Source organism: Caballeronia udeis, assembly GCF_044909315.1.
GTDB classification, from domain to species: domain Bacteria; phylum Pseudomonadota; class Gammaproteobacteria; order Burkholderiales; family Burkholderiaceae; genus Caballeronia; species Caballeronia udeis_A.
This window is the reverse complement of the sequence record NZ_JBIYEB010000002.1, coordinates 519,769-544,088: the sequence shown is the minus strand read 5'-3', so window position 1 is coordinate 544,088 and position 24,320 is coordinate 519,769. Positions and strand designations below refer to the sequence as shown.

At 59.9% G+C, this 24,320-nt stretch carries 26 protein-coding genes and 1 tRNA gene; 21 read left to right on the top strand and 6 right to left on the bottom strand.

The window, feature by feature from the left end; all coding sequences use genetic code 11:
• Nucleotides 1-323 precede the first annotated feature (323 nt).
• The gene (locus tag ABH944_RS05140; RefSeq protein ID WP_062089984.1) at nucleotides 324-1,097 is read left to right on the top strand and encodes an SDR family oxidoreductase; all 774 of its coding nucleotides are present in this window, start codon (nucleotides 324-326) and stop codon (nucleotides 1,095-1,097) included.
• Nucleotides 1,094-1,573, top strand: coding sequence for an acyl-CoA thioesterase (locus tag ABH944_RS05135; protein ID WP_404604290.1), 480 nt, complete (start codon nucleotides 1,094-1,096; stop codon nucleotides 1,571-1,573). The genes ABH944_RS05140 and ABH944_RS05135 overlap by 4 nt, the downstream gene beginning before the upstream one ends.
• On the opposite strand, the gene ABH944_RS05130 is transcribed toward ABH944_RS05135, so the two are convergent.
• Complete coding sequence (locus tag ABH944_RS05130) at nucleotides 1,570-2,115, bottom strand: LuxR C-terminal-related transcriptional regulator (protein ID WP_404604291.1); 546 nt, start codon at nucleotides 2,113-2,115, stop codon at nucleotides 1,570-1,572. The genes ABH944_RS05135 and ABH944_RS05130 overlap by 4 nt on opposite strands.
• Before the next feature lie 197 nt (nucleotides 2,116-2,312).
• On the opposite strand from ABH944_RS05130, the gene ABH944_RS05125 reads away from it, so the two are divergent.
• From ABH944_RS05125 to ABH944_RS05060, 14 genes are all read left to right on the top strand, one after another.
• On the top strand, nucleotides 2,313-3,017 hold the full coding sequence (locus ABH944_RS05125) for a CoA transferase subunit A (RefSeq protein WP_404604292.1): 705 nt from the start codon (nucleotides 2,313-2,315) through the stop codon (nucleotides 3,015-3,017).
• A gap of 2 nt (nucleotides 3,018-3,019) precedes the next feature.
• Nucleotides 3,020-3,661 (top strand): CoA transferase subunit B, encoded by a 642-nt coding sequence (locus ABH944_RS05120; protein WP_404604293.1) that lies wholly within the window; start codon nucleotides 3,020-3,022, stop codon nucleotides 3,659-3,661.
• Between the two features lie 272 nt (nucleotides 3,662-3,933).
• On the top strand, nucleotides 3,934-4,851 hold the full coding sequence (locus ABH944_RS05115; protein ID WP_404604294.1) for an alpha/beta fold hydrolase: 918 nt from the start codon (nucleotides 3,934-3,936) through the stop codon (nucleotides 4,849-4,851).
• Between the two features lie 47 nt (nucleotides 4,852-4,898).
• Nucleotides 4,899-5,252, top strand: a complete 354-nt coding sequence (locus ABH944_RS05110) for a RidA family protein (protein ID WP_097263982.1) — start codon at nucleotides 4,899-4,901, stop codon at nucleotides 5,250-5,252.
• 32 nt (nucleotides 5,253-5,284) lie between these two features.
• Nucleotides 5,285-7,519: a RelA/SpoT family protein gene (locus ABH944_RS05105; RefSeq protein ID WP_404604295.1), complete on the top strand. Its 2,235-nt coding sequence runs from the start codon at nucleotides 5,285-5,287 to the stop codon at nucleotides 7,517-7,519.
• 184 nt (nucleotides 7,520-7,703) lie between these two features.
• A tRNA-Val gene (locus ABH944_RS05100) sits at nucleotides 7,704-7,780 on the top strand.
• A gap of 281 nt (nucleotides 7,781-8,061) precedes the next feature.
• Nucleotides 8,062-9,969 carry a threonine--tRNA ligase gene (gene thrS, locus ABH944_RS05095; protein ID WP_404604296.1) on the top strand — a complete coding sequence of 636 codons (1,908 nt, stop codon included), beginning with the start codon at nucleotides 8,062-8,064 and terminating at the stop codon, nucleotides 9,967-9,969.
• A gap of 50 nt (nucleotides 9,970-10,019) precedes the next feature.
• Nucleotides 10,020-10,544 carry a translation initiation factor IF-3 gene (gene infC, locus ABH944_RS05090; RefSeq protein WP_075643994.1) on the top strand — a complete coding sequence of 175 codons (525 nt, stop codon included), beginning with the start codon at nucleotides 10,020-10,022 and terminating at the stop codon, nucleotides 10,542-10,544.
• A gap of 227 nt (nucleotides 10,545-10,771) precedes the next feature.
• Complete coding sequence (gene rpmI / locus ABH944_RS05085; protein WP_031359004.1) at nucleotides 10,772-10,969, top strand: 50S ribosomal protein L35; 198 nt, start codon at nucleotides 10,772-10,774, stop codon at nucleotides 10,967-10,969.
• Nucleotides 10,970-10,998: 29 nt separating this feature from the next.
• Nucleotides 10,999-11,358, top strand: coding sequence for a 50S ribosomal protein L20 (gene rplT, locus ABH944_RS05080; protein WP_007585475.1), 360 nt, complete (start codon nucleotides 10,999-11,001; stop codon nucleotides 11,356-11,358).
• A 224-nt stretch (nucleotides 11,359-11,582) separates the two neighbouring features.
• On the top strand, nucleotides 11,583-12,596 hold the full coding sequence (pheS, locus tag ABH944_RS05075) for a phenylalanine--tRNA ligase subunit alpha (RefSeq protein ID WP_404604701.1): 1,014 nt from the start codon (nucleotides 11,583-11,585) through the stop codon (nucleotides 12,594-12,596).
• A 96-nt stretch (nucleotides 12,597-12,692) separates the two neighbouring features.
• The gene (pheT, locus tag ABH944_RS05070; RefSeq protein ID WP_404604297.1) at nucleotides 12,693-15,128 is read left to right on the top strand and encodes a phenylalanine--tRNA ligase subunit beta; all 2,436 of its coding nucleotides are present in this window, start codon (nucleotides 12,693-12,695) and stop codon (nucleotides 15,126-15,128) included.
• 47 nt (nucleotides 15,129-15,175) lie between these two features.
• On the top strand, nucleotides 15,176-15,586 hold the full coding sequence (locus tag ABH944_RS05065) for an integration host factor subunit alpha (protein WP_031359001.1): 411 nt from the start codon (nucleotides 15,176-15,178) through the stop codon (nucleotides 15,584-15,586).
• Nucleotides 15,587-15,673: 87 nt separating this feature from the next.
• On the top strand, nucleotides 15,674-16,060 hold the full coding sequence (locus ABH944_RS05060) for a MerR family transcriptional regulator (protein ID WP_404604298.1): 387 nt from the start codon (nucleotides 15,674-15,676) through the stop codon (nucleotides 16,058-16,060).
• Between the two features lie 143 nt (nucleotides 16,061-16,203).
• Here ABH944_RS05060 and ABH944_RS05055 read toward each other — a convergent pair whose 3' ends face one another.
• Nucleotides 16,204-16,449 carry a hypothetical protein gene (locus tag ABH944_RS05055; protein ID WP_062089973.1) on the bottom strand — a complete coding sequence of 82 codons (246 nt, stop codon included), beginning with the start codon at nucleotides 16,447-16,449 and terminating at the stop codon, nucleotides 16,204-16,206.
• A gap of 455 nt (nucleotides 16,450-16,904) precedes the next feature.
• On the opposite strand from ABH944_RS05055, the gene ABH944_RS05050 reads away from it, so the two are divergent.
• The 3 genes from ABH944_RS05050 to ABH944_RS05040 all read left to right on the top strand — a co-directional run bounded on the left by ABH944_RS05050 (nucleotide 16,905) and on the right by ABH944_RS05040 (nucleotide 19,585).
• Nucleotides 16,905-17,375 carry a VOC family protein gene (locus ABH944_RS05050; RefSeq protein ID WP_404604299.1) on the top strand — a complete coding sequence of 157 codons (471 nt, stop codon included), beginning with the start codon at nucleotides 16,905-16,907 and terminating at the stop codon, nucleotides 17,373-17,375.
• 252 nt (nucleotides 17,376-17,627) lie between these two features.
• The gene (locus tag ABH944_RS05045) at nucleotides 17,628-19,127 is read left to right on the top strand and encodes an MFS transporter (protein WP_404604300.1); all 1,500 of its coding nucleotides are present in this window, start codon (nucleotides 17,628-17,630) and stop codon (nucleotides 19,125-19,127) included.
• A gap of 131 nt (nucleotides 19,128-19,258) precedes the next feature.
• The gene (locus tag ABH944_RS05040) at nucleotides 19,259-19,585 is read left to right on the top strand and encodes an NIPSNAP family protein (protein ID WP_404604301.1); all 327 of its coding nucleotides are present in this window, start codon (nucleotides 19,259-19,261) and stop codon (nucleotides 19,583-19,585) included.
• A gap of 95 nt (nucleotides 19,586-19,680) precedes the next feature.
• On the opposite strand, the gene ABH944_RS05035 is transcribed toward ABH944_RS05040, so the two are convergent.
• Both ABH944_RS05035 and ABH944_RS05030 read right to left on the bottom strand, forming a co-directional pair.
• Nucleotides 19,681-20,190, bottom strand: a complete 510-nt coding sequence (locus tag ABH944_RS05035; protein WP_404604302.1) for a DUF1269 domain-containing protein — start codon at nucleotides 20,188-20,190, stop codon at nucleotides 19,681-19,683.
• A 357-nt stretch (nucleotides 20,191-20,547) separates the two neighbouring features.
• Nucleotides 20,548-20,889 carry a hypothetical protein gene (locus ABH944_RS05030; RefSeq protein WP_404604303.1) on the bottom strand — a complete coding sequence of 114 codons (342 nt, stop codon included), beginning with the start codon at nucleotides 20,887-20,889 and terminating at the stop codon, nucleotides 20,548-20,550.
• A 221-nt stretch (nucleotides 20,890-21,110) separates the two neighbouring features.
• Here ABH944_RS05030 and ABH944_RS05025 point away from each other — a divergent pair, with 221 nt between their 5' ends.
• Together ABH944_RS05025 and ABH944_RS05020 are read left to right on the top strand one after the other, a co-directional pair.
• A complete protein-coding gene (locus ABH944_RS05025; RefSeq protein ID WP_404604304.1) occupies nucleotides 21,111-21,404 on the top strand; it encodes a GYD domain-containing protein in 294 nt (97 codons plus the stop codon).
• A 47-nt stretch (nucleotides 21,405-21,451) separates the two neighbouring features.
• On the top strand, nucleotides 21,452-21,655 hold the full coding sequence (locus ABH944_RS05020) for a hypothetical protein (protein WP_404604305.1): 204 nt from the start codon (nucleotides 21,452-21,454) through the stop codon (nucleotides 21,653-21,655).
• 136 nt (nucleotides 21,656-21,791) lie between these two features.
• Here the strand turns inward: ABH944_RS05020 and ABH944_RS05015 are convergent, their stop codons facing one another.
• Nucleotides 21,792-22,523 (bottom strand): ABC transporter ATP-binding protein, encoded by a 732-nt coding sequence (locus ABH944_RS05015; RefSeq protein ID WP_404604306.1) that lies wholly within the window; start codon nucleotides 22,521-22,523, stop codon nucleotides 21,792-21,794.
• Nucleotides 22,511-24,319 (bottom strand): branched-chain amino acid ABC transporter ATP-binding protein/permease, encoded by a 1,809-nt coding sequence (locus tag ABH944_RS05010; protein WP_404604307.1) that lies wholly within the window; start codon nucleotides 24,317-24,319, stop codon nucleotides 22,511-22,513. The genes ABH944_RS05015 and ABH944_RS05010 overlap by 13 nt, the downstream gene beginning before the upstream one ends.
• Nucleotide 24,320 lies beyond the last annotated feature (1 nt).

Here is a 24,320-nt window from a genome sequence, read left to right as displayed (position 1 = left end):
TTCAGCCGGATAGCCGCTGATAACCCCGCAGGACCGCCGCCCACGATCACGACGTCGTACTCCATGGATTCACGGGGACCGTACTGCTCGATGAGACTCTCCGGGGTCATCCAATGCTCCTGTCTAACGTTAGAATACTTTTTTTGGGGATCGGGTATTGTCAGGGAACCTTTCGCATGGTGCAACCGACGTTCCCGTAATTAGCACGACCGTATTATTTTAGGATAGCATATCGGCTGTGTCGATTCGATGCTGATTTTGGGCGAACGGGATCAAGACGGTTCGATCGGGACACTCCAATCGCTTTCAACCAAGGAAAAACAATGGGCCGTTCGATCAACCTGGAAGGCAAATGTGCGCTGATCACCGGCGCCTCCAGCGGACTTGGCAAGCGTTTTGCGCAAGTGCTGTCGCAGGCGGGCGCGCGAGTCGTGCTGGCAAGCCGGCGCACCGAGCGCCTGAAGGAACTGCGCGCCGAAATCGAGGCGTCCGGCGGTGCGGCGCACGTGGTGTCGCTCGACGTGACTGATTATCAAAGCATCAAGTCGGCCGTCGCGCACGCGGAGACGGAGGCCGGGACGATCGACATCCTTGTGAACAATTCGGGTGTGTCCACCCAGCAAAAGCTCACGGACGTGACGCCGTCGGACTTCGACTTCGTTTTCGATACCAACACGCGCGGCGCGTTTTTTGTCGCCCAGGAAGTCGCCAAACGCATGATCATGCGCGGCAACGGCACGGTCAAACCGGGCTACCGGATCATCAATATTGCGTCCATGGCGGGGCTCAAGACCTTGCCGCAGATCGGTATTTATTCCATGAGCAAGGCCGCCGTCATTCATATGACGAAGGCAATGGCGCAGGAATGGGGCCGTCACGGCATCAACGTCAACGCGATCTGTCCGGGTTATATCGACACCGAACTCAATCACCATCACTGGAAGAGCGAGGCTGGCCAGAAACTGCTGGCCATGCTGCCGCGTCGACGGGTGGGCACGCCTGAAGACCTGGATGGCCTGTTGCTGCTGCTTGCCGCCGATGAGTCGCAGTTCATCAACGGCTCGGTGATCGCCGCCGACGACGGGTTTGGCCTATGAGCCAGGTTCTCGACCAGGCGAGCCTGACAGCGCCGGCGCCGGGCGGTTTTCATCGCGTAATTGATCTGTCCATGCCGCTGCGGTGGGGCGACATGGACGCATTTGGCCACGTGAACAACACGGTCTACTTCCGTTTCATGGAGGAAGTGCGGATCTCGTGGTTCCGGCAACTGGCCATTGCCGGCGCCAACGTTGAAGGGCAGGGACCGGTGATCGTGAACGCGTCGATGGAATTCCTGAGGCAGCTCCACTATCCCGGCGATGTAATCGGCAGCATGTTCGTGGGGCCGCCGGGCCGCAGCAGTTTCGACACGCGCTTCGAGCTGTTCCGTGCCGACGATCCCGCCACGCTCTACGCCAGGGGCACGGCGAAATGCGTGTGGATCGACTATGCGGCGGCGAAATCGGTGCAGATCCCTGACCTGCTGCGCCATGCCATTGAAACGGCGGGAGTGGGGACCAAAACGCCCGGCTAGTCGCCCAGCAGCCGCTGCAACAACTCGGTCGCGTTGCCCGTGTCGTATTTGCGCATGAGTTTTGAACGGTAGATATCCACGGTCCGCGGGCTGATATCCAGCGCGCGGCCAATCTGCTTGCTGGTCTTGCCTGTGACGAGCTGCGCGGCAATTTCTCGTTCACGCGGCGTCAGTTCGATGGCAACCCGCCGCGTCGCGCTCAAGTCCTCGAAGGTCCATACGCCGGCGGCGTGCGGCGCGCTCAGGTCGAGCGAGCGGCCGGTCACATGGCACCAGAACAATTCCCCATTGGCACGTTTCATGATGCGGTCGTCGGCGTAGCTGCCCTGGCGCTGCATCAGCGCGGCGATGCGCGCGCCGATCCGCTCGAACTCCACCGGCGACGGATACAGCACCTGGAAAGACTGGCCCAGCAAGGCCTCCGGCGCGACGCCGAAAATCGAGCAGAGCTGCGCGTTGCAGTCTTCGATGATTCGTTCCCGTGACAACACCAGTCCGACTGGCGCAAGATGAAACGCTGTTTGGTAATCCAGTTGACGCATTTGGCTCGCACGACTCGCGTTTAACTATTTCATTGCCGTGCAGTACGGCAATTACTTATGTATTTTTGCGTATTGTGCCGGATCGATCCGGCGTCGTACTCTTTTGCCACGTCAGAAAGTCGTCTCACGCTATGCAAACCGGTTGCGTGGACGGCTCAAATAAACGGATTTCATCCAGATCAGGAAGGGACAAACAGATGAACAAGGTCTATCCCAGCGCGAAAGAGGCGCTCGATGGCATCGTGAAGGACGGCCAGACGTTTGCCGTCGGCGGTTTCGGTCTGTGCGGCATTCCCGAGGCGCTGATCGCGGCGTTGCGCGACACGGGCGTGCAGGGCATCACGTGTATCAGCAACAACGCGGGTGTCGACGGTTTCGGACTCGGGCTGCTGCTCGAAACCCGTCAGGTCAAGAAAATGATCTCGTCGTATGTCGGCGAGAACAAGGAATTCGAGCGCCAGTATCTGGCTGGCGAACTCGAACTCGAATTCACGCCGCAAGGCACGCTGGCCGAAAAGCTGCGCGCGGGCGGCTCGGGCATTCCGGCGTTCTTCACCAACACGGGTTACGGCACGGTGATCGCGGACGGCAAGGAAACGCGTCAATTCGGCGACAACTACTACGTGCTCGAACATTCGCTGACCGCTGACGTCGCACTCGTGAAAGCGTGGAAAGCCGATAAATCGGGCAACCTGATTTATCGCCGCACGGCCCGCAACTTCAACCCGATGTGCGCAATGGCCGGCAAGATCACGGTGGTCGAGGTGGAGGAAATCGTGGAAACGGGCGCACTCGATCCCGACGCCATCCACACGCCGGGCATCTTCGTGCAGCGCATCGTGCTGAACGCACATCCGGAAAAACGCATTGAACAACGCGTCGTGCGCGCGAAAGGAGACTGATCATGGCATGGGACCGGAACCAGATGGCCGCACGGGCGGGCAAGGAATTGCAGGACGGTTTTTACGTGAATTTGGGTATTGGCTTGCCCACGCTGGTAGCGAACTTCGTGCCGGAAGGCATGGAAGTGTGGCTGCAATCGGAGAATGGCTTGCTCGGCATCGGACCCTCGCCGACGGAAGAAGAAGTCGATGCCGACCTGATCAATGCCGGCAAGCAGACGGTGACCACGCTGCCGGGATCGTCAATTTTTTCATCGGCGGATTCGTTCGCGATGATCCGCGGCGGCCATGTGAACCTGGCTATCTTGGGCGCCATGCAGATCAGCAAGACGGGCGACCTGGCCAACTGGATGATCCCCGGCAAGATGATCAAGGGCATGGGCGGCGCGATGGATCTGGTCGCGGGCGTGAAGCGCGTGATCGTGTTGATGGAGCACGTGGCGAAGGGAGATCAGCACAAGATTCTCGAAGCGTGCACGTTGCCGCTGACGGGCGTGGGCGTGGTCGACCGGATCATTACGGATCTTGGCGTGATCGATGTCACTGAAGCCGGACTGAAACTCGTCGAACTGGCGCCGGGAGTCAGCGTGGAAGAGATCCAGCAGAAAACCGGCGCGCCGCTGGACGTAAGCAGCGTCAAGTAAGGTTTTCCGCAGAGTTTGTTTTGCCGGCCGAAATGGACCGTTCCGATGTGAGTCGGAACGGTTTTTTCATTTTGAGGGCGGGCGTTTGCAAGAACCCGGACGGATGGTGACGGGTCTTGCGTTTCGTATTTCAGAACGGCATATGATGGATTTGTCCAGGCCGTTTGGCTAACGCTGCGGCGTCACGCCGAAGCGCAGCCGGCAAAGCGTTTACAATCAATTTCAGTTGAGTTGCTTGTATGCCGCAGCGCCATCGAACCGAGGAAAATCTTATGTCCGCGTCTATCGTCGAAGCCGCGTCTTCGTTTGTTCCCACCCCCCGGCAACGCCATGTGCAGTGCATCAGCCCGTCGGGCCTGCATCGCATGGCTTATACCGAGTGGGGCGATCCGGCGAACCCGCGTGTGCTTGTGTGCGTGCACGGGCTGACACGCTCGGGCCGAGATTTCGACGAGGTCGCGAAGGCGTTTGCCCGCGAGTATCGCGTGGTGTGTCCGGACGTGGTCGGGCGAGGCCTGTCGGACTGGCTGGCCGATCCAAAGTATTACGGGGTGCCGCAATACGTATCGGACATGGTCGCGCTCATTGCGCGGCTGAACGTGGAAACGGTGGATTGGTTCGGCACGTCCATGGGCGGGCTGATTGGCCTCGGGCTCTCCGGAATGCCGAATTCGCCCATCCGGAAAATGCTGCTCAACGACGTCGGACCGCACATTGAACCGGTGGCGCTCGAGCGCATTGGCGCCTATCTTGGCCGTGGTGGGACTTTCGCCACGCTGCAGGAAGGCATAGACAACGCGGCGCAGCTTGCCGCGTCTTTCGGGCCGCTGACCGCCGAAGAATGGCGTGCGATCAACACGCCGCTGATGCAGGAGCGCGAGGGCCGCTGGGGGTATCGGTACGATCCGAAGATCGCGGTTCCGTTCGTCGCGGCGGACGCGGATGCGGTCTCGCTCGGTGAGGCGGTCCTGTGGCATTCGCTGGCGTCGATCCAGCATCCGGTGCTGGTCGTTCGGGGTGAACATTCGGATTTGCTCTCTCGCGAGACGGTCGAAAAAATGGTCGCAAGCGGGCAGGCCGTGACGAGCAAGGAGGTAGCGGGCGTGGGCCACGCGCCTGCGTTCCTGGCACCCGATCAGATCGAGATTGCGTACCGGTTCTTCCTCGGCACTGAAACGGCCGAGGCATAATATCGGGCTTCGTGCGATTTTTTGACAACTCACACTCAGGAACACTCATGGCAGTCATTCGTCACCATGTCGGCGCGCGTCTTTCCGAAATCGCGATCCACAACGGCACCATTTATCTTGCCGGGCAGATTGCCGAAGACACTGATCAGGACATCACGGGCCAGACCCGCGAAGTGCTCGGCCATATCGACCGTTTGCTGGCGGAAGCCGGCAGTGACAAGACACAGCTTTTGTCGGTGCAGATCTATCTCTCCGACCTGGCCCATTTCGCCGCCATGAACGCGGCGTGGGACATGTGGGTGCCCGAAGGCAATGCGCCCCCGCGCGCTACCGTTGAAGCCAAGCTTGCCAATCCGGCATGCCTCGTGGAAGTGGTCGTCGTGGCTGCCGTGCGTAGCTGAACCTGGGACATTTACGCGCCTGATCGATCCGCATGCCTGATACCGCTGTCTCCCCCGCACTGATACCCGAGCCGTCCTTCGACGACGCGCTCGCGTTCGTGCGTGAACACGCGGGGGACGCACGGTTGACCAGTGGCGAATTGCTGGTTGAGCACGCGGCCGGCACGGCGCGGATCATGCAAACCTTGAACGTCGATCCGGCGGCTATCGCGGCGGCTGCGCTGTTTGCGATCGCGCCGCATATCGACGATCCCGAGCGTGTGATCAGCGAGCGTTTCGGCGCGGAAGTGCAGAGCCTCGTCGCCGATGTCCGCAAGCTGTGGCGGCTCGGTTCGGTCAGCTCGCGGGCCGCGCAGGCAACGTTGCCGGAAACGGGCCGCGACGCCCAGGCGGCGCGCCGTGCCCAGGTTGAAGCGCTGCGCAAGATGCTGCTCGCGTTCGCGCAGGATATTCGGGTGGTGCTCATCCGGCTTGCGTCGCGGCTGCAGTCACTGCGCTATTACGCGGCGAACAAGCTCGACCCGTCGCCGGACGTCCCGCGCGAAACACTCGAGATCTATGCGCCGCTCGCGAACCGGTTAGGCATCTGGCAGTTGAAGTGGGAGCTGGAAGACCTTGCGTTTCGCTTCGAGGAGCCACCTACCTACAAGCGCATCGCAAAGTTGCTCGACGAAAAACGCGTCGAGCGCGAAGCGTATGTCACTCAGGCTATCGCGCGTTTGCAGACGGAACTGGCCACCGCGAATATCCGCGCGGAAGTGAGTGGCCGGCCGAAGCACATCTACAGTATCTGGAAAAAGATGCGCGGCAAGGAGCTGGATTTTTCCGAGCTGAACGACGTGCGTGCGTTTCGTGTGATCGTCGACGACATCAAGGACTGCTACACCGTGCTTGGTATCGTCCACAACTTGTGGCAGCCGGTGCCGCGGGAGTTCGACGATTACATTTCACGGCCTAAGCCGAACGGGTACAGGTCGCTGCATACCGTGGTGGTGGGTGATGACGGGCGAGCATTCGAAGTCCAGATCCGCACGCAGGAAATGCACGGATTCGCCGAATACGGTGTAGCCGCCCATTGGCGCTACAAGGAAGCCGGTACGCGCGCGTACGGCGGGCAGGTTACGGCCGCTGACAAGTACGACGAGAAAATTGCGTGGTTGCGCCAGTTGCTGGCGTGGAAAGAGGACGTTTCCGAGGGCGATCAGCCGGGTACGCAACCCTGGCAGCATTTGCGCGAGGCGACGCTCGACGACGACCATATCTACGTGCTCACACCACAGGCACGTGTGATCGCGATGCCGCAAGGCTCAACCGCGGTTGACTTCGCTTATCACCTGCACAGCGAGCTTGGGCATCGCTGCCGTGGCGCTCGCGTCGACGGGGCCATGGTGCCGCTCAACACGCCGCTGCAAAACGGCCAGACGGTCGAGATCGTCGCCGTTAAGGAGGGCGGTCCGTCGCGTGACTGGCTCAATCCGTTGCTCGGCTATCTGCACAGCCCGCGGGCCCGGCAGAAGGTGCGTGCGTGGTTCAACGCGGTCGACTCGGAAGAAAACATCGCGAACGGGCGCGCGCTGGTTGAAAAGACGCTGCAGCGTGAGGGCAAGACGTCCGTCAATCTTGATCAGCTGGCGTCGAAGCTGGGCTTCAAGACGCCTGAAGATCTGTACGCGGTCGTCGCCAAGGAAGAGTTCAGCCTGCGCAATATCGAGCAGGCGCTGCATGACACACCGCCGCCGGAACCGGAGCCCGAAGCGCCGGCGCAGTTCGAGAAACGCAGCAGCGGGCAAAGCGTGGCTCAAGGCGCGTCTACTGGGGTGCTGGTTGTCGGCGTGGACGCGTTGCTGACGCAACTGGCACGGTGTTGCCGTCCGGCTCCGCCCGACCGCATCTCGGGCTTCGTAACGCGCGGCAAGGGTATGTCCATTCACCGCACCGACTGTGTGACCTTCCAGCGGATGGCCGAGCGTTCACCCGAGCGTGTGCTTGAGACCGCTTGGTCCGCAGACGTAATGAGTGGGCGCGGATCGTCGGTGTATCCGGTCGATCTCGCGGTGGAATCGAACGATCGGCAAGGCTTGCTGCGCGACATCTCCGAAGTCTTCGCGCGCGAGAAGATGAACGTGACCGGCGTGAAGACGCAGAGCCGGCGCAATGTCGCGTACATGCAATTTACGGTCGAGGTGTCGAGCGCCGCGCAAATTCAGCGTGCGTGCTCGCTACTGAGCGAGGTGCAGGGCGTGGTGCGTGCATCGCGACGGGCCTGAGCCGCGCGGTGCCAGGAAAAATGCATGCCGGCTCGCGCGCTCAAAGGGTCGGCAAGCCGTTGATAACGCGTTGAATTTGAAGCGCATTGTTGATGCTTATTAAACGTATCGACGAACTTCTTCAGTGTCATCGCATGAAAGTGCTTGCCAGGATTCAAAACGCTCCATATAATTTCGCTTCTTCAGGCTCGTAGCTCAGCTGGTTAGAGCACCACCTTGACATGGTGGGGGTCGTTGGTTCGAGTCCAATCGAGCCTACCAACGAAAGTGGAAGTCCGGTTCATGCCGGATTTTCAAAACTGCAGCAAGCGCCTTGGCGCGAAAGGCAAATGAACAAGATGGCACCGCGAACGTTGACCGAAACAACTTCGGAGCGACGCTAGTCGAGGACCACTTTCGCCTTTGCAGTTGTAGGAAAAGTGAATGCGGCCCCTCAAAATGTGGGGCCGCATTTTTTTTTTGCCTTCGCGCGTTCGCCTTGGCGCTTGCAAGGCATTGTTCAATGAACTTGGGCGTCGGCTGCCGGCGTCTTGGAGAACGAAATGGTTTCGATACGTTTGCCCGACGGATCAGTTCGACAGTACGACCATCCTGTGACGGTTGCGGAAGTCGCCGCGTCGATTGGTGCGGGACTCGCGAAGGCTGCGCTCGGCGGCAAGCTCGACGGCGAGCTCGTCGATACGTCCACGCTGATCGATCATGACGCGTCGCTCTCCATCGTCACTGAAAAGGACGCCGACGGTCTCGACATCATTCGCCACTCCACGGCGCATTTGCTCGCGTACGCGGTCAAGGATCTGTATCCGGACGCGCAAGTGACCATCGGCCCGGTGATCGAGAACGGCTTCTACTATGACTTCGCGTACAGCCGTCCGTTTACGCCGGAAGATCTCGAGAAGATCGAAAAGCGCATGGCCGAAATCGCGAAGAAGGACGAACCCGTGTCGCGCCGTGTGGTGACGCGCGGCGAAGCCATTGACTACTTCAAGAGCATCGGGGAAAAGTACAAGGCCGAGATCATTGAATCGATTCCGTCCACCGACGATATCAAGCTCTACTCGCACGGTGGTTTCACGGATCTTTGCCGCGGCCCGCACGTGCCGTCCACCGGCAAGCTGAAGGTCTTCAAGCTGATGAAGGTTGCGGGCGCCTACTGGCGTGGCGACTCGAAGAACGAACAGTTGCAGCGCATCTACGGCACGGCCTGGACGAAGAAGGAAGACCAGGAAGCGTACCTGCACATGCTCGAGGAAGCCGAGAAGCGCGATCACCGCAAGCTCGCGAAGCAGCTCGACCTGTTCCATCTGCAGGAAGAGGCGCCGGGCATGGTGTTCTGGCACCCGAAGGGCTGGGCGATCTGGCAACAAGTCGAGCAATACATCCGCCGCCGCCTGAGCGAAGTCGGTTATCTCGAAATCAAGACGCCGATGATCATGGACCGCTCGCTGTGGGAAGCGTCGGGTCATTGGCAGAACTATCGTGAAAACATGTTCACGACAGAATCGGAAAAGCGCGACTACGCGATCAAGCCGATGAACTGTCCTGGCCACGTGCAAGTATTCAATCATGGCTTGCGGTCGTATCGCGACCTGCCGCTGCGCTACGCGGAATTTGGTTCGTGTCACCGGAATGAAGCGTCGGGCGCGCTGCATGGCCTGATGCGCGTGCGCGGTTTCGTCCAGGACGACGCCCACATTTTCTGCACGGAAGACCAGTTCATCGAAGAGTCGATTGCGTTCAACACGCTCGCGATGAGCATCTACAAGGACTTCGGTTTCGATCACATCGACATCAAGCTGTCGCTGCGTCCGGACGCACGTGCCGGTACCGACGAAACCTGGGATCGCGCGGAGCAGGGCCTGCGCGACGCGCTGACCGCGTGCGGTTTAACGTGGGAAGAATTGCCGGGAGAAGGCGCGTTCTATGGTCCGAAGATCGAGTACCACATCAAGGACGCACTCGGCCGGTCGTGGCAATGCGGTACCCTGCAGCTCGACATGGTCCTGCCGGAGCGCCTGGGCGCGGAGTACGTGGCGGAAGACAACAGCCGCAAACGCCCGGTCATGCTGCACCGTGCGATCGTCGGCTCCATGGAGCGTTTCCTCGGTATTCTGATCGAGCACCATGCTGGTGCAATGCCGTCCTGGCTCGCGCCGGTGCAGGCTGTGGTCTTGAATATCGCTGAAAGTCAGGCCGAATATGCACTGAAACTGACCCAATCGTTGCAAAAACAAGGGCTTAGAGTAGAGAGCGATTTGCGCAACGAGAAGATTAGCTATAAAATACGAGAGCACACGCTGCAGAAGGTCCCGTATTTGCTGGTCGTCGGTGACAAGGAGCGTGAGGCACAAACCGTAGCCGTGCGTGCTCGTGGCGGTGTCGATGCTGGCGTGATGCCGGTCGACGCATTCCTTGAGCGTCTGCAGCAGGACGTGCAGGCGTACAAGTAAGCCCAAGCCCAGCGCGGCTAGTTTTTTTAGATTTTTAGAGGAAACGTAACATCGCTACTGATAAGTCTGCACATCGCATCAACGGGGAAATCACTGCACCGGAAGTGCGCTTGGTCGGAGTGGACAACGAACCGCTCGGAATCGTGAAACTGGCCGATGCTTTCCGCATGTCGGAACAGCAGGACGTGGATCTTGTCGAAATCGCACCGCAGGCTGTTCCGCCTGTTTGCCGATTGATGGATTACGGTAAGTTCAAGTACTCGGAAGCGAAGAAGCAGCACGAGGCCAAGCTCAAGCAGAAGATCGTTCAGGTCAAGGAAGTCAAGTTCCGGCCGGGCACCGACGACGGTGACTACAACGTGAAATTGCGCAACCTCACGCGCTTCCTCGAAGATGGCGACAAGACGAAAATCACGTTGCGTTTTCGCGGTCGGGAAATGGCTCACCAGGAAATCGGCATGCGCGTGCTCGAGCGGTTGAAGACCGATCTCGAAGAGCACGGTCAGGTCGAGCAAATGCCGAAGATGGAAGGGCGCCAGATGATCATGGTCATGGCGCCGAAGAAAAAGAAGTAATCGAAAGAATCGATCGATGGATCGCGCGGCCGGGAAAGTGTTCAAAGGTCTGCGCGGCATCGTTTGAGCAGGTTTCAGGGCGCTGCCGGATAATGGCGGCGCTCATGAAAAAGCGGTGGCTGTAAAAAGCCTGCCGCTCATAAGTGGCATGTGGGTTTCGAAGGGCGGGTCAGGATCGAATGGATCGACCGCACACCCATATCCATCAAATAAACTGGAGTAGTTTCATGCCGAAGATGAAGACCAAGAAGAGTGCTGCAAAGCGCTTCGTGGTGCGTCCGGGCGGTACCATCAAGCGTGGTCAAGCCTTCAAGCGTCACATTCTTACCAAGAAGACCACCAAGGTAAAACGCCATCTGCGCGGTTCCACGGAAGTTCATGCATCTGACATGAATTCTGTGCGCGCAATGTTGCCGTTCGCTTAACCCTTAACTGACACTCACAGGAGCGCACTATGCCTAGAGTCAAACGTGGGGTTACCGCACGGGCCCGTCACAAGAAGATCATCAAGCTGGCCAAGGGTTACCGCGGCCGTCGCAATAACGTCTATCGCATCGCCAAGCAAGCGGTCATGCGCGCCGGGCAATACGCCTATCGCGATCGCCGCAACAAGAAGCGTGTGTTCCGTGCTTTGTGGATCACGCGTATCAACGCGGCGGTGCGTCAGCACGACATGACGTACAGCGTGTTCATCAACGGCCTGAAGAAGGCTTCGATCGAACTCGACCGCAAGGTGCTGGCCGACATGGCTGTGTTCGACAAGGCTGCTTTTGCTGCGATCGTCAAGCAGGTAAAAGCCGCCGTTGCAGCCTGATCGAGCTCGTTAGCAAGATTGGTACTGCGTGGTTCGTTGTAGCGTTGTCCCTGACCGGACAGCGCAACGACAGAAAACGGGGCTCTTGTCGAGCCCCGTTTTTGTTGGTGAAGCCGGTGAAGCTGGGCTGAGGTGCGACCATGCAACGATGCACCGGTTGCGCAAATATCGGCCCGGAGCCCGGAAACGATCAGAAGAACTTTGACGCTGAAATGATGGGATCAATGGATCTGGACCAGATTGTCGCCGACGCGCGAAATGCCTTCGAAAACGCCGCCGATGCGGCCACGCTCGAAAACGAAAAGGCCCGCTTTCTTGGGAAGTCCGGGGTGCTCACGGATTTGCTGAAAGGCTTGGGCAAACTCGACCCGGAAGCCCGCAAGACCGAAGGCGCACGCATCAATGCGGTCAAGCAGCAGGTGGAAGCAGCGCTGAACGCGCGCCGTCAGGCGCTGGCGGACGTATTGCTGAACCAGCGGCTTGCGTCGGAATCGATCGATGTCACGTTGCCTGGCCGCGGTCTTGGCGCCGGCAGCCTGCATCCGGTCATGCGCACGTGGGAACGCGTGGAACAGATCTTCAGTACGATTGGTTTCGATGTGGCCGACGGCCCCGAGATCGAAACGGACTGGTACAACTTCACCTCGCTGAACAGCCCGGAAAATCATCCGGCGCGCTCGATGCAGGACACGTTTTATATCGATGGCAAGGATGCGGATGGCCGGCAACTGCTGCTGCGCACGCATACCAGCCCGATGCAGGTGCGCTACGCGCGCATGAACAAACCGCCGATCAAGGTGATCGTGCCGGGCCGCACGTATCGAGTGGATAGCGACGCCACACATTCGCCCATGTTCAATCAGGTCGAAGGGTTGTGGATCGACGAGAACATCAGCTTCGCCGACCTGAAGGGCGTGTACTCCGATTTCCTGAAGAAATTCTTCGAGCGCGACGACATTCTCGTGCGCTTCCGGCCGTCGTATTTCCCGTTCACCGAGCCGTCCGCCGAGATCGACATGATGTTCGAGCACGGCAAGAACGCCGGTAAATGGCTGGAAATCTCCGGTTCGGGACAAGTTCATCCGAACGTGATCCGCAACATGGGACTCGATCCGGAACGGTATATCGGTTTTGCATTCGGCAGCGGCCTCGAACGCCTGACGATGCTGCGCTATGGCGTGCAGGACCTGCGCCTGTTCTTCGAAAACGATCTGCGTTTCCTCGAGCAATTTGCCTGAACGCACGTTGCTGCGGACCGTTGTCCGGACCTGGAAACGTAGAAGTCCAGACGCAGACACGACTTATGTCGAACCTTATTTCGAACCTAGACACACATGCAATTCCCGGAATCCTGGCTTAGAACTTTCGTCGATCCCAAGCTCTCGACCGATGAACTCTCGCACGCGCTGACCATGGCGGGTCTCGAGGTGGAAGGCCTCGCGCCCGTCGCGCCGCCGACCACGAAGATCGTCGTCGGGCAGGTGCTGGAAGTGGCGAAACATCCGAACGCCGACAAGCTCAACGTGTGCCAGGTCGACGCCGGTACCGGCGAGACGCTGAACATCGTTTGCGGTGCGCCGAACGTGGCGCCGGGGATCAAGGTGCCGGTCGCGCTGGTCGGCGCAGAATTGCCGCCGGCCGAAGCGGGCGGTGCGCCGTTTGCGATCAAGCTGTCCAAGCTGCGTGGCGTGGAAAGCCAGGGCATGTTGTGCTCGGCGCGCGAACTGAAGCTGTCGGAAGATCACAGCGGTTTGATGATCCTGCCTGCCGATACCCCGATTGGCCAGGACATTCGCCAGACGCTCAATCTTGACGACACCGTTTTCGAGATCAAGCTCACGCCGAACAAGGCCGATTGTTTGTCGGTATTCGGTGTGGCGCGGGAAACCGCCGCCATCACAGGCGCGCCGTTGCATGCGCTCGACATGCCGCCGGTCGCCGTCTCAATCGATGAAATCCTGCCGGTCAAAGTGCTGGCGCCGGACCTGTGCGGACGCTTTTCGGGCCGTGTGATTCGCGGCGTGAACGCGCGCGCAAAAACGCCGCACTGGATGGTCGAACGCCTCGAACGCTCGGGACAGCGCAGCATTTCCGCACTCGTCGATATCTCGAACTACGTGATGCTCGAACTCGGCCGTCCGACGCACGTGTTCGATCTCGACAAGATCCACGGCGGCATCGAAGTACGCTGGGGAAAGAAGGGCGAGACGCTCAAGCTGCTGAACGGCAACACGGTTGAACTCGATGAAACCGTTGGCGTGATCGCCGATGACCGCCACGTCGAAAGCCTCGCCGGGATCATGGGCGGTGACAGCACCGCCGTGTCGCTCGACACGACCAACATCTACCTGGAAGCCGCGTTCTGGTGGCCGGACAGCATTCGTGGCCGCGCGCGCAAGTACAACTTTTCCACCGATGCGGCGCATCGGTTCGAGCGGGGTGTCGACTATTCGACGACCGTTGAGCATATCGAGCGTATTTCAAGACTGATCCTCGATATTTGCGGCGGTAACGCCGGTCCTGTAGACGACCAGACGCTCAACGTGCCGACACGCGAGCCGGTGAGCATGCGCGTATCGCGGGCGAACAGGATTATCGGCGTGGCGATTGGCGCTGAGGAAATCGCGCAGATCTTCACGCGGCTCGGCCTGACGTTCACGCACGATGGCGACACGTTTGCTGTCACGCCGCCGCCGTACCGGTTCGATATCGAGATTGAAGAAGATCTGATCGAGGAAGTCGCGCGCATTTACGGCTTTGAGAAGATTCCGGCGCGTCCGCCGGTCGCGACCAGCGAAATGCGTCCGACCAATGAAACGAAACGTTCCATTCATGTGCTGCGCCACGCCGTGGCCGCACGGGATTACGCGGAGACGGTGAACTTCAGTTTCGTCGACGCTGAATGGGAAGCGGATTTTGCCGGCAACACGAATCCCGTGAAGTTGCTGAATCCTATCGCCAGCCAGCTTTCGGTCATGCGCACCACGTTGTTTGGCAGCCTGATCAGCGTGCTGCGCCACAACCTGAACCGCCGCGCGGACCGGATTCGTGTGTTCGAAGCGGGGCGTGTGTTCCTGCACGATCCGGCCATCAAGGCGGGCGAACTGGCTATTGAAGGTTTTGACCAGCCGAAAATGATCGGCGGCCTGGCTTATGGTCCGGCGTTTGAGGAACAGTGGGGCGCGAAACCGTCGCGCGGCGTTGATTTCTTCGACGTGAAGGGCGACGTGGAAGCGCTGTTCGCGCCGGTCGTGCCGCGTTTCGTGAAAGCGGAACATCCGGCGCTGCATCCGGGACGCAGCGCGCGGATCGAGATCGACGGCCGGGCAGTGGGCTGGATCGGGGACCTGCACCCGCGCTGGATGCAGAAATACGATTTGCCGCACGCGCCGGTTTTGTTCGAAATCGAAGCGGAAGCTTTGATGCAACGCGCATTGCCGGTACCGTCCGACGTGTCGAAATTCCCGCCGGTTCGCCGCGATATTGCGATTGTCGTGGACCAGAAAGTGGAAGTGCAGGCGCTCATCGACGAGCTGGAAAGTGCCCGCTCCGAGGCCGCCTGCAAGCACGTCACCAGGGTTGCTTTATTCGACGAATTTCGTCCAAAATCAAGCACTTCCGGTGGGTTGGACACACATGAGAAAAGCCTTGCCTTCCGTGTAACGTTGCAAGATACTGGCGGGACGCTTCAGGACGAAACGGTCGAAACGGCCATCAAAACATTGGTGGAACGCTTGGCTCGAGTACATGGCGCGCGATTGCGCGGATAGCCTGCAGTTGGCCCCCTCCGTCTTCATCGTCACGCCATTTTTTCGATATGAACCAAATGAACTCGAGTGATTTCGAAGCCCTTCTTTCGGCGCAACGCAGCGCCATGATCCGAGATGTTCCCACTTCGAACGGTGCGGCAACGGCAGAAACGCCTACGCTGACAAAAGCCGAATTGGCCGAAATGCTATTTGACCATGTCGGGTTGAATAAGCGCGAAGCCAAAGACATGGTGGAAGCATTTTTCGAGGTCATTCGCGACGCGCTTGAAAGCGGCGACAGTGTCAAGCTATCCGGCTTTGGCAACTTTCAACTGCGCGACAAACCGCAGCGTCCCGGACGTAATCCAAAAACGGGGGAAGCCATTCCCATCGCGGCGCGTCGTGTTGTCACGTTTCATGCGAGTCAGAAGTTGAAAGCGCTGGTCGAAGCCGGTGCTGAAAACAGTTTCGGCCGCTGAAGTGACGGGCATTTGTCCTGTGCCGCCCGAGCGCTTATTAGCGACATTTGCCCCATTCGCGACATTCACCACGATGGTTGATTGACGATGGAAAAAGTCGTCCTGCCTCCGATTCCGGCCAAGCGCTACTTCACGATCGGTGAGGTCAGCGAGCTATGCGGTGTCAAGCCGCACGTGCTGCGCTACTGGGAACAGGAATTCACGCAACTACGGCCTGTCAAGCGGCGTGGCAATCGCCGCTATTATCAGCATCACGAAGTGCTGCTGATCCGCCGCATTCGTGAATTGCTTTATGAGCAGGGGTTCACGATCAATGGCGCACGCAACCGGCTCGATTCACATGGTCGTCCGAACGGTTCGGCTGATATCGAAGACATGCAGGAAAGCGGCGCGGCTCCCCAAGTAAATGTTGCGGTCGATGTCGATCAATTGCGCAAGGACATTCTGCAAGTGATCGATTTACTGGGCGGATGACAACTCGCTGAATTCGCCCGCTGGATTCAAGCAAAAACTCATGAAAAAAGGCGTCGCTGATTAATCGCGACGCCTTTTTTCATTTTTGATCGGAGCGGGAGCTTACGCTCGGTTCCACCGACTTTACGCTCTGAGCGAAGCCATTATTTTCTGGCGTTGTCGCGTTTGAATTCGAGGATCGGCAGATCCGGTTCTGAAAGCATCGCCTTCAGCACGTCATCGGCAAATTCCTCAACCACCGCGTGCCATTCGATCGTGCCAACGGGAAAATCGCCCGGGCATTTTTTCCCTTGAGCCTTGCGGATTGCGCCGACGCTAAGACTCAACGCTCGCGCCCTCAGAAAGGTCGGATCGTTTGAGTCTGCTGGCGGGTTGATTTCGTGGTCCATAGACGGGCTTTCGGCAGCGAATGGGAAAACTTTAGGGTGAATCTGGCGAAATATTGGCGCGCCGGAAGTCGCCGGATCATGAGTGTACACAAGCAAAACAACCGCAGAAGAGGGCAAAACAGGGACATAACCGGGAACGGCACGAATTCCCCGATTGTTCCGATCCGTGCACGGCGGCTATCGTGGGTATCGGTGACGCAATGCCGGCGTCGCTGAAGCCTGCGTGCTGTCAAAGAAGTAGCCGGCTTGACGCGGGATAATGGACGCGCGCGACCGGCTCGTTCGATACGCGTGGGATCTCTCCTGCATTCGCAACCATTCGCCGGTTTGAACGAAAAAAAATCCGCCTCACGTGTCGATCTGCAGGCTGATCGCACGTCGTGTCGACAGAGGGCGCGTGTTTTGCGCCGCCTCTCTAGTTAGTGGGTCAACCCGTTACATCCAGGAGCAAAGCAATGTCCAATTCGGCTGTCAAACCAATCCCGGAAGGGATGCATACGATCACGCCTCACCTGGTTTGCAAGGGCGCATCCGACGCCATCGATTTCTACAAAAAGGCATTCAACGCGGTCGAGCGAACGCGTTTGCCGGGGCCTGACGGCACGGTGATGCACGCGATGCTGGGCATCGGCGATTCGACGGTGATGCTGGGTGAGGAATTCCCGAATTGTGGCCGTAGCGGACCGCTAACGCTGAAGGGCTCGCCGGTCACGCTGCACTTGTATGTGAAAGACGTCGACGCCTCTTTCGCGCAAGCCGTCGCAGCCGGGGCCAAGGTCATCATGCCCGTCACCGACATGTTCTGGGGCGACCGCTACGGCGTGATTGAAGATCCGTTCGGTCACTCCTGGTCGCTCGCCACGCATACCCGCGATCTGACCGAAGAAGAGATCCGGGAAGGCATGCCGAAGGCAATGCCGACGTAATTATCGGAGGATTTCGTTCCATGGGTAGCAAGGCGCCGCGTCCGGAAGCGGCGCCGTATCGGCCACGCCTGCCGTGTGGCGGCGGGTACGCCTGGGTCTGCCCATCTCCAGGCGTTTCCAAAGCGGGCGCTACCGGAGCGTCAGCAGCTCCATCAGTCGTCATTCGACAAATAACAAAAATGAATTTGGGATGATGCGGGTACGCCGGTAGGATCGCGCGTTTCGCAGCCTCTGTCAGTGCAGCCCCATCCCATGTCGATCTCCTTTGCGCCCGAACCGGCCGTCACGTCAACATCCGCGTCGGCCGGCGCTACCACACGTCCCGTCATCCGCAGTGCGGCCGATGTCTCCCAGCTCGTCAATCGCGGTGCCGCGGTAGGCAGTGACGCGCGGATCGTCATCGCCATTGCGCTCGGCGGTGTGTTCCTCGATGCCTACGATCTCGGCGCGCTCGCGTTTGGCGTGAAAGACATCGCCCGCGAATTTTCACTGACGCCGGCGGCCACAGGCTTTGTCGCTTCAGCGATTACGTTCGGTGCAATCATCGGCGCGTTCCTCGGTGGGTATCTGACCGACAAGATCGGCCGGTATCGCGTTTTCATGGCCGACATGTTCTTCTTCGTGGTCGCAGCCATCGCGTGCGGGCTCGCGCCCAATGCCTGGGTGCTCGGCGGAGCGCGTTTTGTGATGGGATTGGGCGTGGGCATCGACTTGCCGGTCGCGATGGCTTTCCTCGCGGAGTTTTCGCGGCTGAACGGGCGAGGCAACAAGGCAGCGCGCATAGCGATGTGGTGCCCGACCTGGTACGCCGCCATCAGCGTGTCCTATTTGCTCGTGCTCGCTTTATACGCGGTGCTACCTGCAAGTCATTCCGGCTGGCTGTGGCGGCTGACGCTGGGTTTCGGCGCGCTGCCGGCGCTCGTGATCATCGCGATTCGCAGCCGCTATATCAGCGAGTCACCGGTCTGGGCCGCGAACCAGGGCGACATGCGTGGCGCGGCGCAGATCTTGAAGCGCTCGTATGGCCTTGATGTCGAGGTCGATCCGGCCGCGCTGCAAAGCGCTAAACAACCCGTGCATAAAGCCACATGGAGCAATTACGGCGCATTGCTGCGTGGTGTTTATCTGCGACGCACGGTGCTCGCGACCATCATCGCGGTGGCTTCCTCGTTTGCGTACAACGCCGTGGCGTTTGGACTGCCGGTCATCATTTCCAGCTTCCTTGCGCAGTCGATGCTCACCACCATCCTCGCCTCGCTCGCGTTGAATCTGTGTTTTGCGTTCGTGGGCGGATTGATCGCCGTGCGAACGGTGCCGAAAGTCGGTGCGTGGAAGCTGACCGTGCTCGGATACGCGTTCCAACTGGCGGCATTGATCGGGCTGGCGGTGGTCGGGCGTCCGGCGGGTGGCGCGCAGGTCGTGCTCGCGATCGGCTTTCTTGCGGTTTTCCTGCTTGGGCAGGGTTTCGGTCCCGGTTCGCACAGCATGACGTTTGCATCGCTAAGTTACCCAACCTCGTTGCGCGGTGTGGGCGTGGGTTTCAATCAGACGCTCATGCGCGCGAGCTCGACCGTTTCGCTGTTCCTGTTCCCCGTGCTTTCGGCGGCGCTTGGCACCAAGGTATTCTGGATCATCGCGATCGCGCCGCTCGCCGGGCTGGTCGCGCTGCTGGCCGTTCGTTGGGAACCGTCAGGTTATGACGTCGACGCCGAGGATTTCGATACGGCTTCCGTCACCGTCAAACAGGCTTGATGCCCGAGCGCCGCCAGGTGATGTTTATCTGACAGGTGCGGGCTGCGCAAAACGCCGGTACGATCCCCTCATGGTGAGTTCCAACCGCAGCGTAGTTGATGGCTGCTTTAATCCATGTCCATGAGGAAACAATGATCGTTGAAATGCGTATTTATCACTGCGCGCCGGGTCGTCTGCCCGCATTGAATGACCGGTTCGAGAACATTACGCTCGGTTTTTTCAAGAAATACGGGATCGAGCCGATCGGGTTCTGGACCACGCTGGCCGGCCCGAGCAACCACACGCTGACCTACTTGCTGAAATGGGAAAGCCTGGCGGAACGCGAAGTCAAATGGAACGCGTTCCAGGCTGACGCCGAGTGGCTCGCGAAGCGCGCCGAAACTGAAGCGAAGTCGCCTATCGTCGAGCGTATTGAAAATCAATTTCTGTCGCCGACCGCTTATTCCGCTTTGCGTTAATGGTTTGATGCAGCAAAACGCCCGGTTATCGGATTCTTCGATATCCGGGCGTTTTTGCGACTGGTTCAGTGGGGCGCGGTAGTCCGCACGAGAGCTTAGGGAAACGCGGGTATGGTCGGATCCGTCCCCTCGATGTCCGCTTCCGGGTGGTGACTCTTGACCAATTGCTCGATTTCTTCGACGCGATCCTTCCCGACATCGACCATCATCAGCAATTCACCTTTCCCGATCGCTTCTTCGAAGCGCTTCAGGCGCGTGTTGGGCACGTCGACACCGATCATTGTCGCTGTCCATGCGCCGAATCCCGCGCTCGCCAGCGTCAGCAAGACAACGACGCCACCGGCGATGGTGAGCCCGGAAGGAGGAAAGGCCATGGCGACAAGACCCGCCAGCATGCCCGTGACGCCACCCGCCGCGGTGCCCCGGGCGAGCGCCGGAAGCAGGTCGCTGCGCTGCGCGAGTGTGGCCTGTGGCAAGTCCTCAAGCGGGATGCCCGGACGCGCGAGCACATGGATATGTCGCCACTCAATGTGCTTCAGCAACAGTTCGTCGATGATTCCCTTCGCGCTGTGCACGTCGGGCAACAGGAAGTAGATGCGCCGCATTTTGGGCCTCCTATCGGGAATACCCGCGACCCATTCCGTCGCACTGGTCATGACGGTACCTGCGGTACCGGTGGCCAGATTCGACAGAGTCTCATCATTCAATATAGTCGCAATCACACTCGAATTCCTGATCGGCGATGATCAGCCGGACTCGTCGCGCTCGTGCGGTTCCGGTGTGGGAAAATAATGCTGATTGATTCGGATAACTATGTACAAAGAAGCCGATTTACCAAATGACGTGCTGTTCAATTCGAGTGAAGGGCGCAATAGCGCCGTTGCGTCAAAGTGCTTCCCCGAGCGTGTCTCTCGTGAACCGCGAGACGCGCCAATTGCTGCCCAAACGCCCGCATCTTTCTCTTAGCCTAGCGGTATCAAGAATATTGCAAGAACCTCACCCGCAGTCGCTATTGCGACAGCAGATTCGACCGGGTTCGTGTTGAAGAACGTCCACAGGCTGACATCGTCGCTGAACTGATTCCACGTCCCGGCAAAACCGAGCGACAGGATCAGCCCGAAAAGCAAGCTGAACGCGATTGCCGCGGACAGCCACTTGTTGTGATCGAGAATGGCCGGTGAAAACGCGAACGCGCTCAGGCAGAGTAATTGCGCGGCGAGAACCAGCAGTATTCCTGGATGGTATTGGATACCCTTGTACGTGAACGAACGCGACATGCGCCAGCGCTCGTATCTGTTCCCCATGGCTTTTCCTCCCCGGTTCGTAAAGTGTACATGCGATCCATCACGAACGACGCGAGGGTCCCGCGCCGGCGGATCCCCGGAGAAAACGGTCCGTTACGCCAGATTCCATTGCCTAGAATCAAGTTACGCGCAAACGGTTCCGATCACGCTCATGCAGCGCGGCTCGCCATCTCGCTGGCGCGGATGTATCCCGACACGTTTCAATCGTAGGGAGAATTGTCATGACGACTTATGTGGTTCTTTCACAATTTACGGATCAAGGAATCCGCACTATCAAAAACAGCCCGCAACGGGCTGGGCAAGTGGCGGAAATGGCAAAGGGCTTCGGCTGCGAAATGAAAGAGATCTACTGGACGATGGGGCAATACGACATTGTCTCGATCGTCGAGGCACCGGACGATCAAAGCCTCGCCGCATTTGGTTTCGCGCTCGGCTCCGCAGGCAACATCCGCACGCAGACGCTACGGGCTTTCACGAAGGACGAAATCGGCCCGATCATCGGCAGGCTGCCGTAAAGCGGGCATCACATACGCAAAACAGTTCTTTTCCTCAGGAGGTCACGATGAAAGCAGACGACAAGGGTGACGTGCGCGCTTTTGTGCAAACGGCTGAGCAGGCTGGAGAGTATGTCTGGGTCATCACGCTGGTCGACTTTGGTGCACAAAACGTCAAACGTTCGCTCGTATCGGACGAGGCATACGCCACCCGTGCCGCCGCCAAGGACGCCGGCGAGGCTCATCTGAAAGCGCTGGAGGAGGACCGCTAGCCGGGCCCGGGCAAGCTCGTTTGCGCGCGCTGACAGCGCTAAGGCCGGTCTATATTTCGACGCTGGAAAAGCGGGGCGATCTCTTCGTGCGCACGCGTGCTCACTTCACGGATTACCCCGCGGATTACCCCGCGGCTCACCCCACTGCCGCTGCGCTGCCGCCAAGATACGCGGCGCGGACCCGGCTGTCCTGCGCCAGATCGCGGGCCAGGCCGGCGAGCGCGATGCGGCCGCTTTCCAGCACGTAGGCCCGATGCGCGATACGCAGCGCCTGACGGGCGTTCTGTTCGACGAGAAGGATCGATGTGCCTTCGTTGCAGATGTCGGCAATCATGCCGAAAATCGCGCGGACCAGTTTCGGCGCCAGTCCCATGGACGGTTCGTCCAGTACGATTATGCGTGGCCGCAGCATCAGCGCGCGCGCGATTGCCAGCATCTGCTGTTCGCCACCGCTGAGCGTTCCCGCCAACTGGCTGCGCCGCTCACCAAGCCGCGGAAAAGTCTCATAGACGCGCTCGATCCGCTGCGCCAGCACGGCGCCGTCGCGCCGGATCAGATAGCCGCCGAGCTGCAGGTTTTCCGCTACGGTCAGCGCGCCGAACATGCGGCGGCCTTCCGGCACGTGGCCGAGACCCAGCGCCACGATCTGGTGAGCCCGCAGCGCGTTCAGCGGGTGCCCGTCCATCACGATCTCTCCCGAGCGCGCGCGAATCAGGCCGGAAACGGCCCGTAGCGTGGTGGTCTTTCCGGCTCCGTTGCTGCCGAGCAATGCAACGATCTCACCTTCCCCCACGTCGAGGGATATGCCATGCAGAACCTCTACGTTCCCATAGCTCACGTGCAGGTCGCGGATTTCTAGGAGTCCCACAGCGATGCCTCCCCGGCAGCATCGTCGGCGGCCTCGTCTTTCCCGGCCGTTCCGAGATACGCGTCGATCACACGCGGGTTGGCCTGGATCTCGGACGGCAGACCCTCGGCAATGATGATGCCATGGTCCATGACGATAATTCGATCCGACACCCCCATCACCAGCATCATGTCGTGTTCGATCAGCAGCACCGTTACGCCAAGATCCCGGATACGCCGGATCAACTCCATCAGCGCATGTTTCTCGGTCGGGTTCATCCCCGCCGCCGGCTCGTCGAGCAACAGCAGGCGCGGGTTGCTGGCAAGCGCACGGGCAATCTCCAGCCGGCGTTGATCGCCGTAGGGCAAATCGGCCGCGCGTTCGCCCGCCCGAGAGACCAGGCCGACGAAACCGAGCCAGCTCATGCCTTCCTCCGCGTGATCCGCCGCTTCGGCACGCGCGGAGGGCCACGCGACCAGCTCGGCCCAGAGCCACGTCCGAAGCCGGTGATCCATGCCGATCAGCACGTTCTCGAGGGCCGTCATGTTGGCGAACAGTCGGATGCCCTGGAAGGTGCGCGCCATGCCGCTATGGACGATTCGATGCGGCGCTCCGCCCACCAGTGAGGTGCCCCGCCAGAGAACCTGACCGCCGGTCGTACGGATCACGCCGGTGAGGCAGTTGAACACTGTTGTCTTGCCGGCGCCATTCGGGCCGATCAGGCTGACAATTTCACCACTGCGCACGGTGAAACTGACGCCACCGACGGCCTGCACACCGCCGAAGCGGCGCTGCATGTTGCTTACATCAAGCAGGATTTCATCGGTGACGGTTTCCCGGGGCAAGGGCGCTGTCGCGCTGCCGGCATCCTTGCGGGGGAGCGCCACGCGGCGCAGCGGTGCCGGCCACAGCCCTTGCGGCCGCAGCAGCATCAGGATCACGAGCCCGATCGCAAAAGCGAAGATGCGCCAAAGATTGAGGAAACGCAGTATCTCGGGCAGGCCGGCAACGATGACTGCGCCCAGGATCACGCCGGGAATGCTCCCCCGTCCGCCGAGCACGACAACGATCAGGATGGTGACGGACTGCAGATAGGTGAAGCCGGTCGGGTCGATGGTCCCGAAGCGCGCGGCGAACAGGCTGCCGGCGAGACCGCCAATCAGCGCGCCCAGGATGTACGCCAGCATTTTGACGCGCAGGGTAGGTACGCCGACGGCCTCGGCCGCATCCTCGTCCTCGCGGATGCTGGTCCAGGCGCGGCCGAGCCGCGACTGGCCAAGCCGGATGGCAAACACGAGCACCACCACGAGGAACGCGAGGCCCAGTTCGTAGACGGCACGCGGCGAGCTGATCTCGTAACCGAACAGGCTTGGGCTCTCGATACCGTAGATGCCGTTCGGTCCGCCCGTGATGTTGAGATTGGTGGCAACAATGCGCGTGATCTCACCGAACCCCAGCGTCACAATCGCCAGATAGTCGCTTCGCAGGCGCAGCGTAGGGTAGCCGATGACGATGCCCGAAGCACCGGCAAACGCCAGGCTGAACGGCAGCGTTTCCCAGAACGAGAAGTGCAGCAACGTTTCCAGCAGTGCTGTTGTATAGGCGCCGATGGCGAAGAAGGCGGCATAGCCCAGATCCAGCAGGCCTGCATAACCTACTACGATGTTCAGCCCGAGACCGAGGATCGAATAGGTGGCGATGGTCAGGCCGACATCGACGACATAATTGCTGGCGACAGCCGGCAGCGCCACGGCGGCCGCAAGCAGCGCGACGCCGGTGGGGCGGGACCAACGCGATGACGCCTGCAGTGCGCTCATG